General features: G+C 71.3%; 17 protein-coding genes. 6 read left to right on the plus strand and 11 right to left on the minus strand.

Annotated elements, in window-relative coordinates; all coding sequences use genetic code 11:
* Positions 1-69 precede the first annotated feature (69 nt).
* Together Actkin_RS26060 and Actkin_RS26065 are read left to right on the plus strand one after the other, a co-directional pair.
* Entirely contained in the window at positions 70-819 is a 750-nt protein-coding gene (locus Actkin_RS26060) for a hypothetical protein (protein WP_258904593.1), read from the plus strand.
* The gene (locus Actkin_RS26065; RefSeq protein WP_258904594.1) at positions 809-2,113 is read left to right on the plus strand and encodes a DUF4407 domain-containing protein; all 1,305 of its coding nucleotides are present in this window, start codon (positions 809-811) and stop codon (positions 2,111-2,113) included. Before Actkin_RS26060 ends, Actkin_RS26065 begins: the two co-directional genes overlap by 11 nt.
* Before the next feature lie 194 nt (positions 2,114-2,307).
* On the opposite strand, the gene Actkin_RS26070 is transcribed toward Actkin_RS26065, so the two are convergent.
* From Actkin_RS26070 to metK, 5 genes are all read right to left on the minus strand, one after another.
* The gene (locus tag Actkin_RS26070; protein WP_258904595.1) at positions 2,308-2,736 is read right to left on the minus strand and encodes a hypothetical protein; all 429 of its coding nucleotides are present in this window, start codon (positions 2,734-2,736) and stop codon (positions 2,308-2,310) included.
* A gap of 463 nt (positions 2,737-3,199) precedes the next feature.
* Positions 3,200-3,544 (minus strand): Imm8 family immunity protein, encoded by a 345-nt coding sequence (locus tag Actkin_RS26075; RefSeq protein ID WP_258904596.1) that lies wholly within the window; start codon positions 3,542-3,544, stop codon positions 3,200-3,202.
* Positions 3,545-4,140: 596 nt separating this feature from the next.
* Positions 4,141-6,321, minus strand: a complete 2,181-nt coding sequence (gene helR, locus Actkin_RS26080) for an RNA polymerase recycling motor ATPase HelR (RefSeq protein ID WP_258904597.1) — start codon at positions 6,319-6,321, stop codon at positions 4,141-4,143.
* Between the two features lie 123 nt (positions 6,322-6,444).
* Positions 6,445-7,425 (minus strand): carbohydrate kinase family protein, encoded by a 981-nt coding sequence (locus Actkin_RS26085; protein ID WP_258904598.1) that lies wholly within the window; start codon positions 7,423-7,425, stop codon positions 6,445-6,447.
* Positions 7,422-8,603 (minus strand): methionine adenosyltransferase, encoded by a 1,182-nt coding sequence (metK, locus tag Actkin_RS26090; RefSeq protein ID WP_189214124.1) that lies wholly within the window; start codon positions 8,601-8,603, stop codon positions 7,422-7,424. Before metK ends, Actkin_RS26085 begins: the two co-directional genes overlap by 4 nt.
* 124 nt (positions 8,604-8,727) lie before the next feature.
* Here metK and Actkin_RS26095 point away from each other — a divergent pair, with 124 nt between their 5' ends.
* Together Actkin_RS26095 and Actkin_RS26100 are read left to right on the plus strand one after the other, a co-directional pair.
* Positions 8,728-9,342, plus strand: a complete 615-nt coding sequence (locus tag Actkin_RS26095; protein ID WP_189214104.1) for an RNA polymerase sigma factor — start codon at positions 8,728-8,730, stop codon at positions 9,340-9,342.
* Entirely contained in the window at positions 9,339-10,103 is a 765-nt protein-coding gene (locus Actkin_RS26100) for a methylated-DNA--[protein]-cysteine S-methyltransferase (protein WP_258904600.1), read from the plus strand. Before Actkin_RS26095 ends, Actkin_RS26100 begins: the two co-directional genes overlap by 4 nt.
* 5 nt (positions 10,104-10,108) lie before the next feature.
* On the opposite strand, the gene Actkin_RS26105 is transcribed toward Actkin_RS26100, so the two are convergent.
* On the minus strand, positions 10,109-10,909 hold the full coding sequence (locus Actkin_RS26105) for an AfsR/SARP family transcriptional regulator (protein ID WP_309569083.1): 801 nt from the start codon (positions 10,907-10,909) through the stop codon (positions 10,109-10,111).
* A 314-nt stretch (positions 10,910-11,223) separates the two neighbouring features.
* Here Actkin_RS26105 and Actkin_RS26110 point away from each other — a divergent pair, with 314 nt between their 5' ends.
* Positions 11,224-12,024, plus strand: a complete 801-nt coding sequence (locus Actkin_RS26110) for an AfsR/SARP family transcriptional regulator (protein ID WP_258904602.1) — start codon at positions 11,224-11,226, stop codon at positions 12,022-12,024.
* Positions 12,025-12,052: 28 nt separating this feature from the next.
* Positions 12,053-13,465: an MFS transporter gene (locus tag Actkin_RS26115; RefSeq protein ID WP_258904603.1), complete on the plus strand. Its 1,413-nt coding sequence runs from the start codon at positions 12,053-12,055 to the stop codon at positions 13,463-13,465.
* A 46-nt stretch (positions 13,466-13,511) separates the two neighbouring features.
* On the opposite strand, the gene Actkin_RS26120 is transcribed toward Actkin_RS26115, so the two are convergent.
* Genes Actkin_RS26120 through Actkin_RS26140 form a run of 5 tightly spaced genes read right to left on the minus strand, consistent with a single transcriptional unit; the run spans position 13,512 to position 19,132 of the window.
* Positions 13,512-14,147 (minus strand): cupin domain-containing protein, encoded by a 636-nt coding sequence (locus tag Actkin_RS26120; RefSeq protein ID WP_189214099.1) that lies wholly within the window; start codon positions 14,145-14,147, stop codon positions 13,512-13,514.
* A gap of 38 nt (positions 14,148-14,185) precedes the next feature.
* Positions 14,186-15,478 (minus strand): class I adenylate-forming enzyme family protein, encoded by a 1,293-nt coding sequence (locus tag Actkin_RS26125; RefSeq protein WP_189214098.1) that lies wholly within the window; start codon positions 15,476-15,478, stop codon positions 14,186-14,188.
* Positions 15,479-15,494: 16 nt separating this feature from the next.
* Positions 15,495-16,568 carry a 3-dehydroquinate synthase II family protein gene (locus Actkin_RS26130; RefSeq protein WP_258904604.1) on the minus strand — a complete coding sequence of 358 codons (1,074 nt, stop codon included), beginning with the start codon at positions 16,566-16,568 and terminating at the stop codon, positions 15,495-15,497.
* Complete coding sequence (locus tag Actkin_RS26135; RefSeq protein WP_258904606.1) at positions 16,565-17,377, minus strand: 2-amino-3,7-dideoxy-D-threo-hept-6-ulosonate synthase; 813 nt, start codon at positions 17,375-17,377, stop codon at positions 16,565-16,567. Before Actkin_RS26135 ends, Actkin_RS26130 begins: the two co-directional genes overlap by 4 nt.
* Before the next feature lie 57 nt (positions 17,378-17,434).
* Positions 17,435-19,132 (minus strand): class I adenylate-forming enzyme family protein, encoded by a 1,698-nt coding sequence (locus Actkin_RS26140; RefSeq protein ID WP_258904607.1) that lies wholly within the window; start codon positions 19,130-19,132, stop codon positions 17,435-17,437.
* Positions 19,133-19,150: the final 18 nt, after the last annotated feature.

Consider the following 19,150-nt stretch of genomic DNA (forward strand, 5'->3'; position numbering starts at 1 on the left):
CGACCCAGATGTTCAATGTTTTTTCGGCCACCCGCGCTCCACCATGCCCACTTGCCCCACAATGCCGTGGTGATCGTCCTCCGGCTGACGCGGGCCGCCCTGAGCATGCTTGCTGTCAGTGCGGTGACATTGGCGCAGTTGAACTTGCCGAGCAAGGCGACGTGGGACGACCTGTCGCTGGTGTTGTACTGCAGTGTGTTCCTCATCGCTGCGTTCCTGCTCCACGATGCCGTGTTCACCGTCGACTACATCGCCAAGGCTGCTCGAGCCCGCGAGTACGAGCTGCAGTTGCGGGCGTCCTTGAGCGCGACGATAGGCGAACTCGTGGATGAGTTCGGGGTGCGGTGGGACGAGGTGGGCGTATACCACTACCGGCTGAGCGGGTTCAGGTGGCGCCGACGTCTGACCAAGGTGGGAGGCATGTTGGCAGGTGTGCCTCCCAACGACATGCCCACCTCCTACGACATCGGCAAAGGCGTTCCGGGATTGGCTGTGCAGGAGCGGATGCTGGTCACGGAGTCATGGCGGCAGTTCGTCGAACGCTGGGAACAGTCTCGACCGCGCGATTGGGAGGACCAGCCGTCCGACCATCGGTACGGCCTCGACTGGGACGAGCTCATGTCCTCCGACCGCGTCGAGGCGATCGTCGCCAACCCGCAGTACAGCGCGGGCCGTCTGACCGGCTGCATCGTGGTGACGGGACCGTTCAAACCCCTGCAGATGTCGGGAAGTCCGATGCGGCGAATCATGTCCAACACCGCGACCCAGATCAAACACCTGGGGCCGCCGCCGCGAGGATGGCGCAACCATGCCTCCTGAGAACACTGGCCACCGCGCCGCCCCCGCGCCCGCCGACGGCATCTCCGCGCGGTACACGGCGATGCTGGCTAGGTACGGAGCGAACGCGAACCTACTTCGCAAGGCACGGGCGGCACGAGTCGACGGCGACACCCGCTACGAACCCCCGCCCGAGAAGCCCGATGACGACCACGACGTCGCTCCAGTGGAATTGGTCGACGACCGGCCGCCGGCCGCCGCCGTCGCACCAGGCCACCGCACTTGGGGTGACCGCTTGTGCACGCTGGCAGGCGCTGACCCTGACCTGTTGCGGGACCTTCCCGCCAGCCGGTCCCGCTTCATCATGCTGGGCACAGCCCTGATCCTGAGTGCGATGGTCATCGGGCTCTCGGTGATGGTCACAGTGAGCCTGACCGGCATGTCGCGAACAGTCGGGCTAGTAGTTGGGTTCCTTGTGGGTGCCGTCTTCCTCGCTGTCGAGCGGTGGACTGTCGTCGCGCTCACGATCGGCAAGCAGGAACTCTCGGGCCTCACCCGCCGGATTTCGGCGCTCGTCCCGCAGGTCGTACTCTCCCTCATGCTGTCGCTGACTGTGTCGACCCCACTCCAATTACCTGTATTCGAACAGGAGATAGCCGCCGAGCTTGCGCGGATGCGCGTTGAGAGCATCGCCGCGACTCAACAGGAAACCAGCGGCCCGGTCGCCTCCGCCAAGGAAGCGCGCGACAACGCCGTGCTCGCCCTCAACAAGGTCCGGGACCAAATCAGAATCACGTACAACAGTCCGGTGCCCGGGCCTCCCCCTCCTGAACTACGGGAGAGCCTCGCCCGGGAGCTGGCTTTCGCCGAAGAAGAGGTCAGAGCTGCTGACGAACGGCTGAGAGAATCCGAAGAGGCACGGGCACGAGCGGTGGCGATGAAGACTAGCGCGGCTGAAGACATGGACGGACTCTTCGTTCGGCTGACGGCTCTCAGCAGACTGATCGAGGCCGACGCTGGCATCAGGTGGACCAGCTACGCGCTACTCGGTCTCTTTACCCTGATCAACTTTCTACCGGTACTACTGGCGATGGCCGCTGGACCACAACGCATCGGCGCATACCAGCTGATTAAGCGCGCGGAGGAACGACAAGCCGCCTACGAACACGAACTGGCGCTGCTTCGATGGGGAAGTCATCGGGACGTGGGTGCCGAAGCACTCCTGGCCGCCTTGCATACGAGGATCACCGAACTCGAGGAGTCGATTGCACAGGAGCGCAACGATATCCGCGGCACAGTAAGCACCCTAGACTCCCGTCGTCGACGTGCGAGTTGACCCAATCTGCAACTCGCGTACAAGGCCGCACTCATCGTCCACCAGTTGTCCCGATTAGCGTTGGGCGGTGAGGGGGTCAGAGTCGCGTTCGTCGGGCAGGACGGTGAGCGTCGCTGAAGTTCAGGATGCATGGCGGCGCTTCCTTCGAGTGAACTACCCGCATCGAATCGGATGGGTGTGGCATCGCGGGGCCGTCACGTGGGAGGGAAGCGGCGCATGTTCTCGTCTTGTAGCCAACATCCGGCCTTGGGGTCGACGACCGCGGTGGGGGTGTAGACGCCTGGGCAGATCTCGTCCACGCCGATCACGTCGGCGCGGACCAGACGCCCAGCGTCGAGGTAGACGAACAGACCGCTGCCGGTGCTCGGGAACGAGAGGTCAGCGACGGGGAGCCGCTTCTCGATCTCCCAGCGGGGCGTGTCGTTGAGGTCGAAGACGTGGATTTCATCCCACTCCCAGTCGGTCATCTCCGAGAACGGCGTGACCGGGCCGTTCGTCTTCATCAGACCGTGCACCTCGTCCGACATGGCCTGGTTCAGCTCCGCGGCAGGGCCGCCGCCGCACGCGGACAGGACTGTGATCAGGTAAGCCGCAAGCGCCGCCCGCTTGACCCGAAACCTCATCCGCCACTCCAGCTCGATAGATGTCAGCGGGCGAAGCAGTGCCCGTTCCAGCTTCCCACGCAGGGCGTGTCGGCGGCACGACGCCTGGTTGGTTCGAGCGCGGCCTGGACCTTGAGTTCGAGCAAGGCGGACGCCTCTTCGAGAGGCATGTCATGGGTAAGGCGCAGATTCCCGCCCGGAGATGTCGTATAGACCAAGGACTCTTGGAGCAGGTAGTCCCCGGCCAGCGTCCGCGTGCGGTGGCGAGTTCGAACGAGAGGTCGATGCCGTGCATCAACGTCGTCGTGTGACTCCGGAGAATATTCATCGGCCTCAAACCCGGTGCCAACCCGAACGGCGCCTCAACGCCGACCGCTTCATCACCAAGGACCGCGAGCAACCTGTTGGGCGAGTTGTGCGGTGCGGTCGTATCTACCAGGCGACCGGCCATCCGTCGCGGCCGACAGTTGTCCGGTCGACCTCGTCAGTCCTCCCCCTCCATGTCCCCCAATCTGCTCAACCGCCGAGCCACGTCGGACCAGGCCTGTCCCTCAACGCGTTCGATCCGGGCGCGGATCAGGCCGAGCACCACGCCGACCCGCGCGTGATCGACGATTACCAAGCCCTGGCCGAACACGATCCGCAGGGCTTCTAATCGCCGGGCCAGGCCATTCGGCGTCATCACCTCGAACTGCAGCGACTCCTCACCCTCACCCCCTTTCGGACCAACGAGTGCCACGATCAGCACCGCACCGTCGTCGGGGAAGTCGGCCGTCGGGTCGGACAGATCAATGTCGGGTGAGATGAAGTGTTTGACCTCGGCGTGCACCTCTACGGCCCTTCCACGGTCAGCAGTTGACCGTTCCCCCATCACGGTTTACGACCTGTTGGGCATGTCTCGCCTCAAGGTTCGGGCTACGTCCCAGGCCACCATACTTGTCCGGGTTGCTCGGCTCATCGCTGTCCGGCCATCGCTGGTCGTCGTATCCCTCTTCGGTAGGCGTACGCCCCGGAGCCACGGAGCCAGATTGGACGGCCTCTTGCAGCCTGTTAGTCGAAGTCAGAGCGTGAGTGAACGTGCCGGCGACGTTGAACCTGGTGACCGGAGTGCTGCTCGCATAGACGATCACCGCTGACGTCGAACTGATCGCCAACGCTCCAGGTTCGACCATTCACCCCATACGCCACCAGCAAGCAGGGTTAGCGGCAGCCTGAAGGCCTGACCCGCCCTCCGGAAACCCGAGGACAGCGGGGTTGTCGAGGCCTAGAGCCGAGCAGTCGGGGGCTAGGACATCGGCCTGGATCGCGGCGGATCGGTGGTGCGGATCGCTGCTCTCGGGCGCGGGTCCTGGTGCCGGGTGCTCAGGTGAGGTGCGAGTTGGAGCCGCGCGGCCAGCCTCCGGGCGGAGGCTGGCCGGTTGGTCCCTAGCCGGAGTGGGTCACCGGTTCGGCCAGGCCGGACAGGGCTGCGGGCAACGGGTCCTGGTGGAGGACGCCTAGGCGTTGGGTGGCTCGGGTTAGGGCTACGTAGAGTTCGGCTGCTCCTCGGGGGTTTTCGGTGAGGATGCGGGCGGGCTCGACGACGAGGACGGCGTCGAATTCGAGGCCCTTGGTCTGGGAGGGGGGTACTGCGCCGGGGACGCCTGGGGGGCCGATGACGATGCTTGTGCCTTCTTGGGTGGACTCGGATTCGACGAAGGCGGCGATCTCCGCGGGGAGGTCGGCGGCGGTTACCTGCTTGGACCACGGGTGGACCCCGCAGGAGCGGACGGAGTCGGGGGGTTGGACGTCGGGGGCGAAGTCGGCCAGGACTCCGGCGGCCACTGCCATGATCTCGGCGGGGGTGCGGTAGTTGACCGTGAGCTTGCGGTACACCCAGCGGTCGGGGACGTAGGGGTTCAGCATCGCGGCCCAGGTCTTCGCGCCTGCTGGGGAGCGGCGTTGGGCCAGGTCGCCTACTACCGTGAAGGAGCGGTTGGGGCAGCGGCGCATCAGGACTCGCCAGTCCATTTCGGACAGCTCCTGGGCTTCGTCCACCACCACGTGGCGGTAGGTCCAGTCGCGGTCGGCTGAGGCGCGTTCCACCAGGGTGCGGGTGTCGCGTTCGAGGAAGCGGTCGGCCAGGTCCTCGGCGTAGAGGAGGTCGGTGGCGTAGAGGTGGTCCTCGTCGTCCATGGAGTCCTGGCGGTCGACCAGGAGGTCCAGGACGCCCGCCGCGTACTCGGCCTCGGCCTTGCGTTCGCGTTCCGCGGTCCGGTCGGCGGACTTGTCGCGGCCCAGGAGGTCGACCAGCTCGTCGAGGAGCGGCACGTCGGACACGGTCCACGCGGCGCCGTCGGCGCGGTGCAGGGACTCGTCGGCGCCCGCGGCGCGCAGGCGGGTCGGGGACTCGTACAGCTCGGCCAGCAGCGACTCCGGGGTCAGGATCGGCCAGAGCTGGTCGATCGCCGCGGTGAACTTCTCGTTCTCCGCCAGTTCCTTGAGCAGGTCAGCGCGCAGCTGCTCCCAGCCGTCGCGGTCGTCGCGGGTGAGCCAGCCCCGGCCGATCCTGGCGATCGCGCGTTCGGTGATGACGTAGGTGACGATGTCGGTGAACACGGTGCGGGCCTCGTTGTGGGGCAGGCCGCTGGCGCGGGCCTCCTCCCTGGCCCACTCGGCGGTCGGGGCGTCGATGCGGGCGGTGGTGTCCGCCAGATCGATCAGCAGCGGTTCCTCCGGCAGCCGCTGGCGGTCGGCGATGGCGGCCGCGAGCACGTCGAGGATCTTCAGCGAGCCCTTGATCCGCGCCGCCCGCTCGGTGTCCTCGGCGGTGACGCGCAGCCCGGGCACGAAGTCGCCGGTGGTCATGAACACCACGTCGGACTCGCCCAGCGACGGCAGGACGCGGCCGATGTGGTTCAGGAACGCCGGGTTCGGCCCGACCACGAGCACGCCGTGGCGCTCCATCCGCTCCCGCTGCGTGTAGAGCAGGTACGCGACGCGGTGCAGCGCCACCACCGTCTTGCCGGTGCCCGGGCCGCCCTCGATCACCAGCACGCCCGGGTGGTCGAGGCGGATGATCTCGTCCTGTTCGGCCTGGATCGTCGCGACGATGTCGCGCATGCCCTCGCCGCGCGGCGCGTTCACCGCCGCGAGCAGGGCAGCGTCCCCGCGCTCCTCGCCGCTGGGGCGGCCGAGCACCTCGTCGGTGAAGTCGAGCACGCGCCGCCCGCGCGTGTGGAACTGGCGGCGGCGCCGGGTGTTCTCCGGGTTGACCGCCGTGGCGACGTAGAACGCGCGCGACGCGGGCGCGCGCCAGTCCAGCAGCAGCGGCTCGTAGCCGTTCTCCTCGTCGAAGATCCCGATCCGGCCGATGTAGGACACCTCGCCGGAGAGGCTGTCGAGCCTGCCGAAGCACAGGCCGTTGTCCGCGACGTCCAGCCGCCGGACCTCCTTGGCCAGGGCGCGGACCTCGTCGTCGCGCTCCATGGCCGTTCCGCCGGTTCCCCCGAGCGCGGCGGCGTGCTTCGCCTTCATCCGCGCGCGCTGGGCGTCGAGCCGCGTGTAGAGCCCGGACACGTAGTCCTGCTCGGACCGCAGTTCCTCGTCGTACCCCTGAGTTGACACATGCCCCTCACAACGGCTAATCTGGCACCAGGTTCGGCGGGTTCTCCTGGTATTTCTGGAGAGCACGCCGATTTTCCATTCTCCGGACCGTGTCAAGTCCGGCTGTGCCGTCGACAGCCGCGATCAGGTGCGCAGCACGGCCTCGATGTCCCCGGCCGCGGTCGATCCGTAGGTGCTCGCGGCGCGTTTGGCGATGGCCGTGCGGTCGAGGGTGTACTCCTGGGTGCCGAGGGTCTCCAGCGCCGCCGTGGCCACGAGACAACCCAGCTGCGTCGCGCGTTCCAGGCCCAGGTTCCACGCCACGCCGTAGAGGAATCCGGCGCGGAAGGCGTCGCCCGCACCCGTCGGGTCCACTGTGTCCAGTGGTGGGGCGGCCGGGACCAGGATCGGGTCGGCGCCCGCGCGGTCCACCCGCGCGCCGCGGTCGCCGAGGGTGGTGATCCAGGTGTCGACCCGGGCCAGCACGTCGCGGTCGGTCCACCCCGTCTTCTCCAGCAGCAGGGTGCGCTCGTAGTCGTTGGTGAAGAGGTAGCGGGCGCCGGTGACCAGGGACTCGATCGCGGCGGCGGGCAGCCGGGCGAGCTGCTGGGACGGGTCGGCGGCGAAGGGCGCGCGGTGGTCCCGGCACTCGGCGGTGTGCCGGAGCATGGCGTCGGGGTCGTTCGGGGCGATGACGACCAGGTCGGCGCGGTCCGGGCCGGTGAGCACCGGGCGCAGGTCGATGTCGCGCGCCTCGCGCATCGCGCCCGCGTAGAACGAGGCGATCTGGTTCTGGTCGACGTCGGTGGTGCAGAGGAAGCGGGCGGTGTAGCGCTCGCGGGACACCCGCACGAACCCGATGTCGACGCCGTGGCGGCGCAGCCAGGCCGCGTAGTCGTCGAAGTCGCGGCCCACCGCGCCGACCAGCAGCGGGGCCATGCCCAGCGACGCCAGGCCGAAGGCGATGTTCGCGCCCACCCCGCCCCTGCGGATCGACAGCTCGTCCACCAGGAACGACAGGGACACCCGGGTCAGCTTGTCGGCGACCAGCTGGTCGGTGAACCGCGCGGGGAAGGTCGCCAGGTGGTCGGTGGCGATCGAGCCGGTGACGGCGATGCGCTTCACCCGCTCACCGCCAGTTTCAGGTCGTCGACCCGGTCGGTGCGCTCCCACGGCAGGTCGACATCGGTGCGCCCGAAGTGCCCGTAGGCGGCGGTCGGGGCGTAGATGGGCCGCAGCAGGTCCAGGTCGCGGATGATCGCGGCGGGGCGCAGGTCGAACACCTCGCGGATCGCCTCCTGGATCTTCACCGGGTCGGCGTTCTCGGTGCCGAAGGTCTCCACGAACAGCCCCACCGGCGCGGCCTTGCCGATCGCGTAGGCGACCTGGACCTCGACGCGGTCCGCCAGGCCAGCGGCCACGGCGTTCTTCGCCACCCAGCGCAGGGCGTAGGCGGCGGACCTGTCGACTTTGGACGGGTCCTTGCCGGAGAACGCGCCGCCGCCGTGGCGGGCCATGCCGCCGTAGGTGTCGACGATGATCTTGCGACCCGTCAGGCCCGCGTCACCCATCGGGCCGCCGATGACGAAGCGACCGGTCGGGTTCACCAGCAGCCGCACGCCCTCGGTGTCCAGCTCCAGGTTCGCCAGCTCGGGCAGCACGACCTGCTCCCGCACGTCGGCGCCCAGCAGGTTCTCCAGATCGATGCCCGCCGCGTGCTGCGACGACACCACCACCGTGTCCAGCCGCACCGGCCTGTCGCCCTCGTAGGCGATCGTCACCTGCGTCTTGCCGTCCGGGCGCAGGTAGGGCAGCGCGCCCTGCTTGCGCACCAGCGTCAGCCGCCGGGTCAGGCGGTGGGCCAGGGCGATGGGCAGCGGCATCAGCTCAGGGGTGTCGGTGCAGGCGTAGCCGAACATGAGGCCCTGGTCGCCCGCGCCCTGGCGGGCGATCTCGTCATCGGCGTGCTCGACCCTGGACTCGTAGGCGGTGTCCACGCCTTGGGCGATGTCCGGAGACTGCGCGCCGATGGCGACGTTGACGCCGCAGGAGTTGCCGTCGAAGCCCTTGGCCGAGGAGTCGTAGCCGACGCCGAGGACGACCTCGCGCACGATCGCGGGGATGTCGGCGTAGGCGCGGGTGGTGACCTCCCCCGCCACGTGCACCTGGCCGGTGGTCACCAGCGTCTCCACCGCGACGCGGGAGCGCGGGTCCTGGGCCAGCAGCGCGTCGAGGATCGAGTCGCTGATGGCGTCGCAGATCTTGTCCGGATGCCCCTCGGTCACGGACTCCGAGGTGAACAGGTGTGTCGACACCGCATTCCTCCCTGTGTGCGCGGGTGGTGACCGGTGCCAGCCTCGCGGGCGGGGCTAAAGTTCCCGTCCACCCGCGTGCAACGCTCCGCGCCGGTCTGGTGTTCTGTTGGGTATGGAGGACTCGCGCGCAGGCACGCGGCCGCGGTCGGACGACCCCCACGCCGACCCGACGCTGACCCGCCTCGTCGAGGACCTCGACGAGGGGTTCGCCGTGCTCGTGCGCCACGAGGAGCGCGTCGTGTACTCCGTGGCCCTGCGCGTCACCGGGGCGCACCAGGACGCCGAGGACCTGGCCGCCGAGACGTTCCTGCGGGCCTACCGCGCCCTGCTCGGCTACGACGGCGAGCGCATCAGGGCGCTGCGGCTGCGGCCGTGGCTGCTGACGATCGCCATCAACACCTGGCGCAACTCGCTGCGTTCCGCCAGCAGGCACCCGGCCGCGATCCCGACCGCGGAGCTGCCCGAGCCGCGCTCGGACGGCCGCGGCGTCGAGCAGGCGGCCGAGAGCGCCGAGACCCAGCGCGAGCTGGGCGCGCTGCTGGCCCGCCTGCCCGCGCCCCAGCGGGCCGCCGTGGTGCTGCGGCACGTCGCCGGGATGTCGATCGGCGAGGTCGCCGAGGTGCTCGGCTGCCCGGAGGGCACCGCCAAGTCGCACGTGTCCCGCGGCCTGGCGTCCCTGCGCACCATCCATCGCAACGCCAGCCCCGCCGGAAGGAGGGCGATATGACCACCGAGGACCCGTTCGCGTTCGGCGACCTGACCGAGGAGCCACCGCGCAGCCTGGTCGACCTGGTGTACGCGTCGTGGGTCGCCGTCCCCGGCCCGCTGGGCGAGGTGTTCCTCGCGTTCACCCGGCAGGGGGTCGAGTACGCCCGGCCCGCGGCCGCGCTGCCCGACGGCGACGCGGGGTTCCGCGCCGCGTACCGCGCCCGGTTCGGCCGCCCGCTGCGGCGCGCCGACGCCCCGCCCGCCGGCGTGCTGGCCGCGCTGAGCGGACGGCCGAGCCGGGCGCTGCGGCTGCACCTGCCCGGCCTCAGCGACTTCGAGCGGGCCGTGCTGGCCGCCACCCGGCGCATCCCCGCCGGCCAGACCCGGCCGTACAACTGGGTCGCCGCGCAGATCGGCAGGCCGAGGGCGGTGCGCGCGGTGGGCACGGCGCTGGGGAACAACCCGGTGCCGCTGCTCGTGCCCTGCCACCGGGTCACCAAGGCGACCGGGGAGCCCGGCGGCTACGTCTTCGGGCCCGCCATGAAGGAGCGGTTACTGCGCGCCGAGCGGGTCAACCTCGACGAGGTGGGCGACCTGGCCCGGCACCGGGTGTTCTTCATCGGCAGCGACACCACGCGCATCGTGTGCTACCCGACCTGCGCCAACGCCCGGCGGATCACCGAGCGCCACCGCAGGGGCTTCCGGACCGTCGAGGAGGCGCGGGCGCACGGCTACCGGCCGTGCAAGCACTGCGCCCCGGCAGCGGCGGCGCCCGCGTGAGCGGGTCAGTAGCCCGCGCACGGGAGCGCGGCGCGCCGGGTGCCGCCGAACCGCGCCGAGGACAGCACCGGCTCCTGGGAGAGCACGGCCTGCCGGAGCCTGCGCAGCCGCGGCGTCGGCTCGACGCCCAGGTTGTCGACCAGGACCGCGCGCAGCCGCTGGTACACCGCGAGGGCGCGCTCGGACTGGTCGCACCGGCAGAGGGCGACCATGTACTGGGCGTGGATGCTCTCGTGGGTCGGATAGGCGGCGGTGAGCGGCTCCAGCTCGTCGAGCAGCTCGCGGTGCCTGCCGAGCGCGAGGTCGGCCTCGATGCGCTGCTCCAGCACGACCTTGCGGGACTCCTCGAACTCGATGACCTTGGCCGCGCTGAGCGGGCCGGGGTTGACGTCGGCGAGCGCGGGGCCGCGCCAGAGCGCGAGCGCGTCGGACAGCCGGGCCGAGGCCTGCCGGTGGTCGCCAGCCGCCGCCGCGGCGCGTCCGGCCGAGGCGAGCCGCTGGAACTCGACCCAGTCGACGCGGCGGCCGTCGAGCTGGTAGCCGGGGTTGCGGGTGTGCAGCAGTCCGTCGCCGCCGCCCGCGGCGCGCAGTGTCCTGCGGATCTCCAGCACGTAGGTCTGCAGGGTGGACATGGCGCTCTTGGGCGGCGAGTGCGCCCAGAGCTCCTCGATGCATTCCGAGGACCGCACCACCGTGTCGGCGTTGAGCATGAGAAATGCCAATAGCTGGCGGACCTTGGGCGCCGTGGGCGCGCGATCGACGCCCCCGGCCGATATGACGACAGGGCCGAGCAAACTCATCCGCATGGATGTTCCCCCAACGTGAGCGACCTTCAATTCATCCCCAGCGGTCGGACTCTCGGCCTCGATATTAGTCCGCTCGGGCTACTCTTTTCGTGTGTTTTCCCCGATCGAGTGATCACGCTTCGTGCTCGTGATCAGCGGAGATACGCCAGCAAAGGTGGGTTGAATTCGGGACACTCCGCATGAAGACGGACTATTGTCGATTCGATCTGTGACCTGCATCACTCCCCTGCAACCGCCGCTTCCCGGCCGGTGTTTGCGCTCAATGGCGTGGTCTCACGCACGCATTTCGGAGAACGACGCATCGGGGGACGCTCGTGAGGTTTCTGATCCTTGGTCCGCTTACCGTCCTCAAGGACGGGGAGGACGTCACGCCGAGCGCGCCGAAACAGCGCGCTCTGCTGGCGCTGCTGCTGGCGAACGCGAATCGGCCCGTCTCCATGGCCCAGGTCGTGCGGGAGCTGTGGGACTACGACCCGCCCCCGCGCGCGGTCGCCGCCGTCCACACCTACGTCATGCAGGTGCGCAAGGCGCTGCGCGACGACGACCGGCTCGTCACCGTCGAGCAGGGGTACCTGCTGCGCGTGCGGCCGGGCGAGCTGGACCTCGACGCCTTCGCCGACGCCGCCGCGGCCGGGCGGGAGCGGCTGGCGGCGGGCGACCTCGCGGCGGCCCAACGGCGGCTGCGCGACGCGCTCGGCCTCTGGCGCGGCCGGGTGCTGGTCGACGTCGAGTCCGGCCCGCTGCTGCAGGAGGCCATCGACCGGGCCGAGCGCGACCGGCTGGACGCGGTCGCCGCGCGCATCGAGGCCGACCTGGGCCTGGGCCGCCACCTGGAGCTCATCGGCGAGCTGAGCGGGCTGGCGCACCTGCACCCCGACGACGAGCGCCTGGTCCGGCTGCTCATGCGGGCGCTGTACCGGGCGGGGCGGCAGGCCGACGCCATCGCCGCCTACGGCGACCTGCGCCGCGAGCTGGCCCGCGAGCACCGCGCGGCGCCCGCGCCGGAGACCGAGCGGCTCTACACCCACATCCTCACCGGCCACCCCGGCCTGGAGTGGACCGCCCCGCCGGTCCCCCGGCCGCGCAGCTCAGCCGACCACGGCGCCCTGCTGTGACCGGCCCGAACGACGAGGAAGGACTGCCATGAACGCGCACTCCGCAGCCCGGACGACCGGGGCGGCGACCTCGGCCGCCCGAGGTCCGGGGTTCGGACTGGTCCTGATGCTCTGCGCCCAGTTCATGGTGATGCTGGACGCCTCCATCGTGACCGTCGCGATCCCGGAGATCCAGCACGAGCTGGGCTTCTCCGCCACCACGGTGCAGTCGGTGATCACCGCGTACAACACCGCGTTCGGCGGCGCCCTCATCCTGTGCGGCCGCGTCGGCGACCTGCTCGGCAGGCGGCGGGTGTTCGTGATCGGCATGGTCGCCTTCGCCGTCACGTCGCTGCTGTGCGGGCTGGCCCAGGACGCGGTGACGCTGGTGATCGGCCGCGTGCTGCAGGGCTTCTCGGCCGCGCTGATCGCGCCGACCGCACTGGCGCTGCTGACCACGTCGGTGCCGGAGGGCCCCGCCAGGGCCAAGGCGATGAGCAAGTTCGGCATGGCCACCGTCGTCGGCTTCATCAGCGGTCTGGTCTTCAGCGGGCTGCTGGTGGAGGCATGGGGCTGGCAGGGCGTCTTCTACGCCACGGTCCCGGTCGGCGTGCTCGTCGCGGTGCTCGCGCCGCGGTTCATCCCGGACGTGCCCAGGCAGCCGCACCGGATCGACGTGCTGGGCGCCATCCTGATCACCCTCGGCGTGGCGCTGCTCGTCGCCGCGCCCGCGCAGAGCGTGTCCTCCGGGCCCACCTCGGGGGCGTTCCTGTGGCCGCTGGCCGCGGGCGTCGCGCTGCTCGGGGCGTTCCTGTGGCTGGAGAGCAGGCACCCGGAGCCGCTGGTGCGGCTGGGGCTGTTCCGCTCCCCGGTCGTGCGCGCTGCCAACCTGGTGTCGGTGGCGTCGGGCATCAGCTCCGGGTCGGCGTACCTGCTGGTCACGATGTACCTGCAGGAGGTGCTCGGGTACTCGGCGCTGCAGGCCGGGCTGATCGTCGCCCCGGTCGGCGTCCTGAACATCTCCTTCGGCTTCGTGCTCGGCAGGCTGATCACCCGGCTGGGCCTGCGGGTGTCGGTCACCGCGGCCACCGTCGGCTCCGGGCTGCTCATCGCGCTGGTGGCGTCGCAGGTCTCGCCGGAGACGAACATCTGGGTGTACGCGATCGCGCTGCTGCCGATGGGGATGGCGTTCATGGCGACCACGGTCACCTCGACGCTGGCGGCGACGTCCAATGTGGCCAACCACGAGCAGGGGCTGGCCGCGGGCGTGCGGCAGACCTCGTTCCAGCTCGGGATCGCCGTCGGCGTCGCCATCCTCATCCCGATCGCGTCCAGCGCGGGCGCCGGGCCCGTCGCGCTCGCCGACGGCATCCGCACGGCGTTGTTCCTGCTGGCGGCGATCGTGGTCGTGGTGGGCGTCGTGGCCTTCGCCGGGCTGCGGAGCCTGGCGCGCAAGGGCTGAGGACGCGACGGCCCCGACCCTGCGCGGGTCGGGGCCGTCGGGGTGGCTACGCGGCCGTGAGGTGGCGGGTCACCTCGGCGGGCAGGTCCTCCAGGTCGGCCCGCTCGCCCGACCAGCGGCCCAGGTACTCCGGGTTGCACCCCTGGTAGCCCAGCAGGCGCGCCAGCGGGGCGATGGCGCCGTAGACGGCGCGTTGCAGCGGCCACGGCCTGCTGGTGAACCGCAGGACGTCGGAGAACTCCAGCAGGGTCACCGAGCGCTGCAGCAGGCCGGGCACGCCGTGCTCGTCGGCCTTGCCGTCCTCGGCCAGGCAGAACAGCTGGCGCAGCAGCAGCGTCTCGAACCGGTCGGCGCGGTTGCGGAACTCGACCACGGCGAAGGTCTCCTCGTGGTCGCTGGCGCTGAAGAAGCGGTGCGTGACGCCGGGCGGCACGGCGACGTGCCGGCCGGGCTCGTCGAGGATCACGTCCCGGCCGTCGATGTGCACCCGCAGCCGACCGCGCACGAGCGTGAACCGCTCCTCGCTGAGCGGGTGGACGTGGTAGTCGGCGGCGAAGCCGCCCGGCGCGACGTAGAGGTCCATGAGCGATGCGGTCCCGCCGGTCTCGGCCGCCGGGGTCCGCACGACGATGCGCTGCCTGCACGGCGGGTTGCGGTAGACCTCACCGGCGCTCACGGGCATGGCTGCTCCTTCGCTGTCGGGTTCTCGCGCGGGGCGGGTCACGCCCCGCGCTGGTGGAGGATCTGTCGCCGGTCGCGCATGAGCTTCCCGTTCGCGGTGCGCGGGAGTTCGCCGACGACGTGGTAGCGCGCGGGCACCGTGCGATCGGCGCCCAGCAGGCGCAGGCACCACCGGCGCAACTCGCCGGGCTCGATGTCCTCGGTGGCGGCGACGTGCGCCTCGATCGGCTCGCCGTCGAACACCACGGCGTCGGTCACGTGCCGGTGGGCGCGCAGGGCGGCCTCGATCTCGGCGAGCGCGGGCGTGGTGGCCCGGCCGAGCAGCCGCAGGGCCCCGGTGGCCTGGTCGACCGCGACCAGGTCCTGGGTGGACATCCAGCCGCCGGTCCACGGCTCGTCCTGGTCCAGGTACGGCGACTGCGGCACGTGGACCTCCAGCACGCCGCCCACCACCCGGGTCCGCACGCCGGGCACCGGGACGCCCACGGTGGGCGGGCCGAAGACGCCCGCGAGGTCGGCGGCGATGACCCCGGTCTCGGTGGTGCCGTAGGCCTGGCCGACGCGGACGCCGAACCGGGCGAGGAACGCCGCGTGCGTGTCGGCGGGCAGCGGCTCGCCGCTGGAGACCGCCAGCCGCAGCCGGGGCAGGTCGGCGGCCAGGAGCCCGGCGAGCAGGCGCGGCGAGCCGAGCACGGCGTGCGCCGCCGACACCGGGCACGGCGGGAACATCACCGTCGCGCCCACGTCCAGCGCGTGCAGCAGCCCGCCGATGAGGCCGAAGGAGTGCGCGGTCGACTCCAGCACCGCGACGGTCTCCCCCTCGGCAGGCCCGCCTGCCAGCGCCCGCCAGCGGTCCAGCTCGACGAGCAGGGACTCCGAGGTGCGGCCGACCACCTTGGGCCGCCCGGTCGTGCCCGAGGAGAACTGGACCACGCAGTGGCTCGACCGGGCGGGCCGCCCGCCCGGCAGCCTGCGGACCAGCACGGAGCACTCCGCGACGAAGCCCGTGCCGGGCGCGCCGAAGGTGACCAGGTACTGCGGCGCGCACAGCGCCAGCAGCGCCCGCCGGTCGGCCGCGCCGACGCCCGGTTCGAGCTGGACCACCTGAGCGCCGAGCGACCACAGCGCGAACAGCGCCCAGAGCTGGGTGAGGCTGGGACGCCCGTGCAGGGCGACCGTGGTGCCCGCGCGGACGCCCTGCACCCGGAACAGCCGTGCCAGCGCCTGCGTCTCGGCGCGCAGCCTGCCGACGGTCACCGGGTGGTGCGCCACGGCCCAGACGGCGTCGTCCGGGCGGTGGTCGATCAGCTCGGCGCCCCACCAGGACCGCATCGGTTCCTCCCGGTGCTCACTTCTCGACGCAGAACTCGCCGACGGGCCAGCCCACGTGCCGCTTGTCGGTGGCCACGTAGCCGAGGAGGGCGTCGCCCGGCTTCAGCTCGGTCACGTTCAGCACCGCGCCGCCGGGGCCGAGCACCCGCACGTGCCAGTCGTCCTGCACGATCAGGTTGACCTTGACGCCGTCCTCCGACGTGGCGTCGATGCCCAGCAGCGGCCGGGACTCCAGCTTGATGCGGCCGACCACGATGCGCCGGGTCCGCCCGTCCGCGCCGACGGCCAGGACCGCGTCGCCGGACTTCAGCTCGCTGAGGTAGTTCGTGCGGTTGTCCTGGCCGAGCACGTAGGAGTGCAGCGCGCCCGCGTTGATCCGGAACGGGCGGGTCGGCATGTAGGGCAGCGGATGGGTCTCGCTGCAGCACAGCACGAACCCGTGCGCGTAGGACCCGACGAGCATGCCCTCGTCCTCGTCGAAGTGGCTGCAGGTGTCGATGCAGACGCGGTCGCCGAGGCCGAGGTGGGTGATCCGGTCGACGCTCAGCTTGGCCAGCGTCAGGTCCGGGGTGGTGGCGCGCAGCATCCGCACCAGCTCGAAGACGTCGCCCGCGGACCTCGGGGCCAGCAGCACGCCCTCGGAGCCCTTCTCCAGCACGTCGACGATGACCCGGGCCTCCTCGATGTCCTCGGCGCGGCAGACCAGGTTGCCCGCCGAGCGGTCGGCCGCGGCGATCACGATCTCCAGCGGGATCTTCGTCGGGTCGGCGAACTGCACCACGGTGTGCGGCATCGCGATCGCCGCGTCGCAGGCCAGCCGCAGGGTCCGGTCGTCGACGACGTCGACGAGGGCGGCGGCCTCCGGCGGGAGCGCGGCCAGCTCGGCGGCGTCGGCGACCGGCCGCAGGTCGATGGCCGACCCCGACGCGTCGCCGTCGACCAGGACGCGCTTGACGGTGTTGGGCAAGGTCTCCAGCACCGCCATGTCGCTGTCCACGATGGCGTCGACGCGGGCGTGGACAGCCGCGTCCACGACGGCCGCGCGCTGGTCGGACGGGACGGTGCGCAGATCGATCCAGGCGAGTTTCACAGCACTCCTGCCAATCGGGTTCGCGGTTCGGACTCGGTGGAGGGGGCGCGGCCGTGCACGATGGCGGCCAGTTCGGCGACGGTGAGCCGGGGCGACGCGCTGGTGAACACCCGGCGCCCGACGGCGAGGCCCCGGCAGCCCGCCGCCAAGGCCGATGCGGCCAGCCCGGCCGGGTCGCCGCCGCTGCCGCCGCCCGCGACGACCACCGGCAGCGGCGAGCTAGCCACCACGTCGGCCATCCGCTCGATCGGCTGCGCCATCACGGTCTTGACCATGTCGGCGCCGAGGTCGGCGGCGATGTTGGCAGCGTGCGCGATCAGCTCGGGCAGGCCGGGGTTGTCGATGCGCGGGCCGCGCGGGTAGATCATCGCCAGCAGCGGGACGCCCCAGCGGTCGCATTCGGACGCGACCATGCCCAGGTCGCCCAGCTGGGCGGCCTCGGTGTCCGAGCCGATGTTGACGTGCACGCTCACCGCGTCCGCCCCGAGCCGGACGGCCTCGTCGACCTCGCCGACGAGCACCTTGGCGTTGACGTCGGGGGCGTGCGCGGTGCTGGCGCTCAGGTGCACGATCAGCCCGCAGTCCGACAGCAGGCTGGCGGGGATCAACCGGGCGCGTCCCTTGTGGACCACCACGCCGTCGGCCCCGCCCGCGACGATGTCCTCGACGAGCCGGGGGAACCCCGCCACGTCGCCGATCGGCCCGTCGGACACGGAGTGGTCCAGCGGGACGAACAGGAACCGGCCGTCCCCCGAGCGCGACAGCCGGGCGAGGCGCAGCGACTTGCCGGTCAACGTGGTCGTGATCATCACACGGCTCCCCTCGTAGCTGGTTCCCACTCTGGCAGCGGGGTCTGGAGAATCGAGCTAGTTCGTCCCGCTCGCCGACCGCGCGCCCGCGTCGACGGCGACGGCCGGGGACCCGGGCGCGGAGAGCAGGTCGGCGTGGCGCTCGCGGAGGACCTTCTTGAGCACCTTGCCGGTCACGCCGACCGGCAGCTCCGCGCGGTCGCGGGCGACGACGAGCGCGGCCAGCCGCGCCAGCCCGGCCGCCGCGAGCGCGCCGTTGCACCGCGACAGCAGCTCCCGGGGGTCGTGCGGGGACGGTTCCTTGAACAGCACCACGGCGGCGGGTCTCGCCGCGCCCGCGCCGTCGTCGACGGCGATGACGGCGGTGTCGAACGCGGCCGTCGCGTTCAGCACGACCTCTTCCAGCGGCAGGCTGTAGACCGGGCCGTCGGCCGTGCGGATCACGTCCGGGGTGCGGTCCAGGTGGTACCAGTTGCCCTCCGCGTCGCGCCGCACCACGTCGCCGGTGAGGAAGTAGCCGTTGCGGATCGCGTCGCCGGTGAGGTCGGGGGCGTTGACGTAGCCGGGGGTGACGCTGGGCGTGCGCACGCCCAGCAGGCCCGCCTGCCCGACCGGCACCTCGGCGCCGCGCTCGTCCAGCGCGGCGGCGGACCGCACGACCCGGACGGGCCTGCCGATCATGCGGCCGTAGTTGTCCGTCTCCGGCGTGTGGACGTTCCGGAACAGCACCATGCCCATCTCGGAGGACCCGAGTCCGTCCACATAGGTCGAGCCGGGCAGCCATCCGCCGCGCGTGGGCCTGCGGCCCAGGCGCAGCAGCGGGCGGATGTGCCGCTCGTGCGACGCGTCGCCCATGCCCATCCAGGTGTGGACGCTCTGCTTGGCCCGGTCGGACAGCCGGTCGACCGGCAGGTCCGCCAGCGAGATCGGGAACCCGATCACGACGGTGGGCAGGAACGCGTTCATCGCCTCGGCGACCCCGGCGCCGGACGGGTCGTCGGTCATCAGCGTGGGCAGGCCGAGCATGATGGCCAGGCTCAGGTAGCTGATGCCCGCCGAATGGCTCTGCGGCAGCGCGGTCACCATGCGGTCGGAGCGCGCGGATGGGAACTTCCACAGCCGCTCCCGCTTGCCCGCGGCGAACGTGCGGTGGGCGAACGAGGTCGGCTTGGGCACGCCCGTCGTCCCCGAGGAGTGCGACACCAGGACGATGTCGTCGTCCGCGGTGCGGTAGGGGTGCCCCGGCGGGACGGACGCGTCGGTAGCCTCCCGGTCCACTTCGGCCACCGCCGCGGTCACCAGGCCGCCTGATCCGGCGGCCGGCCCGCTGCCGGGGTAGGCGGCGGCGATGAGGTCGGCGTCGGCGATCAGGAGGGTGGTGTCGGTGCGCTCGAAGTAGTGCTCGGCCACGGGCGGGGCCATGTTCGGGTTGGTCAGCACCGTGGCCGCGCCGAGGCTGGTGATCGCGATGTGGTGCAGCAGGCCCGCGAGGCCGTCGGTGGTGTAGACGCCGACGCGGGCGCCGGGGCGCACCCCGGCCGCGCGGTGCCAGTTGGCGTAGCGCAGGGCGCGGGTCCGCAGCTCGCGCAGCGAGTAGCCGCGCACCGCGCCGTTCTCGATCCGGTGCAGCAGCGGGCGGTCCGGGTCGTCGGCGATGTCCCAGACGTGCCAGAAGAAGGTGCCCGCGCCGAGGTCCCTCCGGGTGGCGAGGCGCAGCCGCCGCACCGGCGACCGGTGCGCGCCCAGCAGGTACATGGTTCCTCCCAGTGTCGG

Origin of the sequence: Actinokineospora sp. UTMC 2448 (assembly GCF_024760565.1) — a bacterium.
Taxonomy (GTDB): domain Bacteria; phylum Actinomycetota; class Actinomycetes; order Mycobacteriales; family Pseudonocardiaceae; genus Actinokineospora; species Actinokineospora fastidiosa.

Coding starts and splice junctions, on each gene's coding strand:
- Actkin_RS26065 (WP_258904594.1), top strand. CDS start 809: ATGCCTCCTGAGAACACTGGCCACCGCGCCGCCCCCGCGCCCGCCGAC.
- Actkin_RS26070 (WP_258904595.1), bottom strand. CDS start 2,736: ATGAGGTTTCGGGTCAAGCGGGCGGCGCTTGCGGCTTACCTGATCACA.
- Actkin_RS26095 (WP_189214104.1), top strand. CDS start 8,728: ATGGAGGACTCGCGCGCAGGCACGCGGCCGCGGTCGGACGACCCCCAC.
- Actkin_RS26100 (WP_258904600.1), top strand. CDS start 9,339: ATGACCACCGAGGACCCGTTCGCGTTCGGCGACCTGACCGAGGAGCCA.
- Actkin_RS26105 (WP_309569083.1), bottom strand. CDS start 10,909: ATGCGGATGAGTTTGCTCGGCCCTGTCGTCATATCGGCCGGGGGCGTC.
- Actkin_RS26115 (WP_258904603.1), top strand. CDS start 12,053: ATGAACGCGCACTCCGCAGCCCGGACGACCGGGGCGGCGACCTCGGCC.
- Actkin_RS26120 (WP_189214099.1), bottom strand. CDS start 14,147: ATGCCCGTGAGCGCCGGTGAGGTCTACCGCAACCCGCCGTGCAGGCAG.
- Actkin_RS26125 (WP_189214098.1), bottom strand. CDS start 15,478: ATGCGGTCCTGGTGGGGCGCCGAGCTGATCGACCACCGCCCGGACGAC.
- Actkin_RS26135 (WP_258904606.1), bottom strand. CDS start 17,377: ATGATCACGACCACGTTGACCGGCAAGTCGCTGCGCCTCGCCCGGCTG.
- Actkin_RS26140 (WP_258904607.1), bottom strand. CDS start 19,132: ATGTACCTGCTGGGCGCGCACCGGTCGCCGGTGCGGCGGCTGCGCCTC.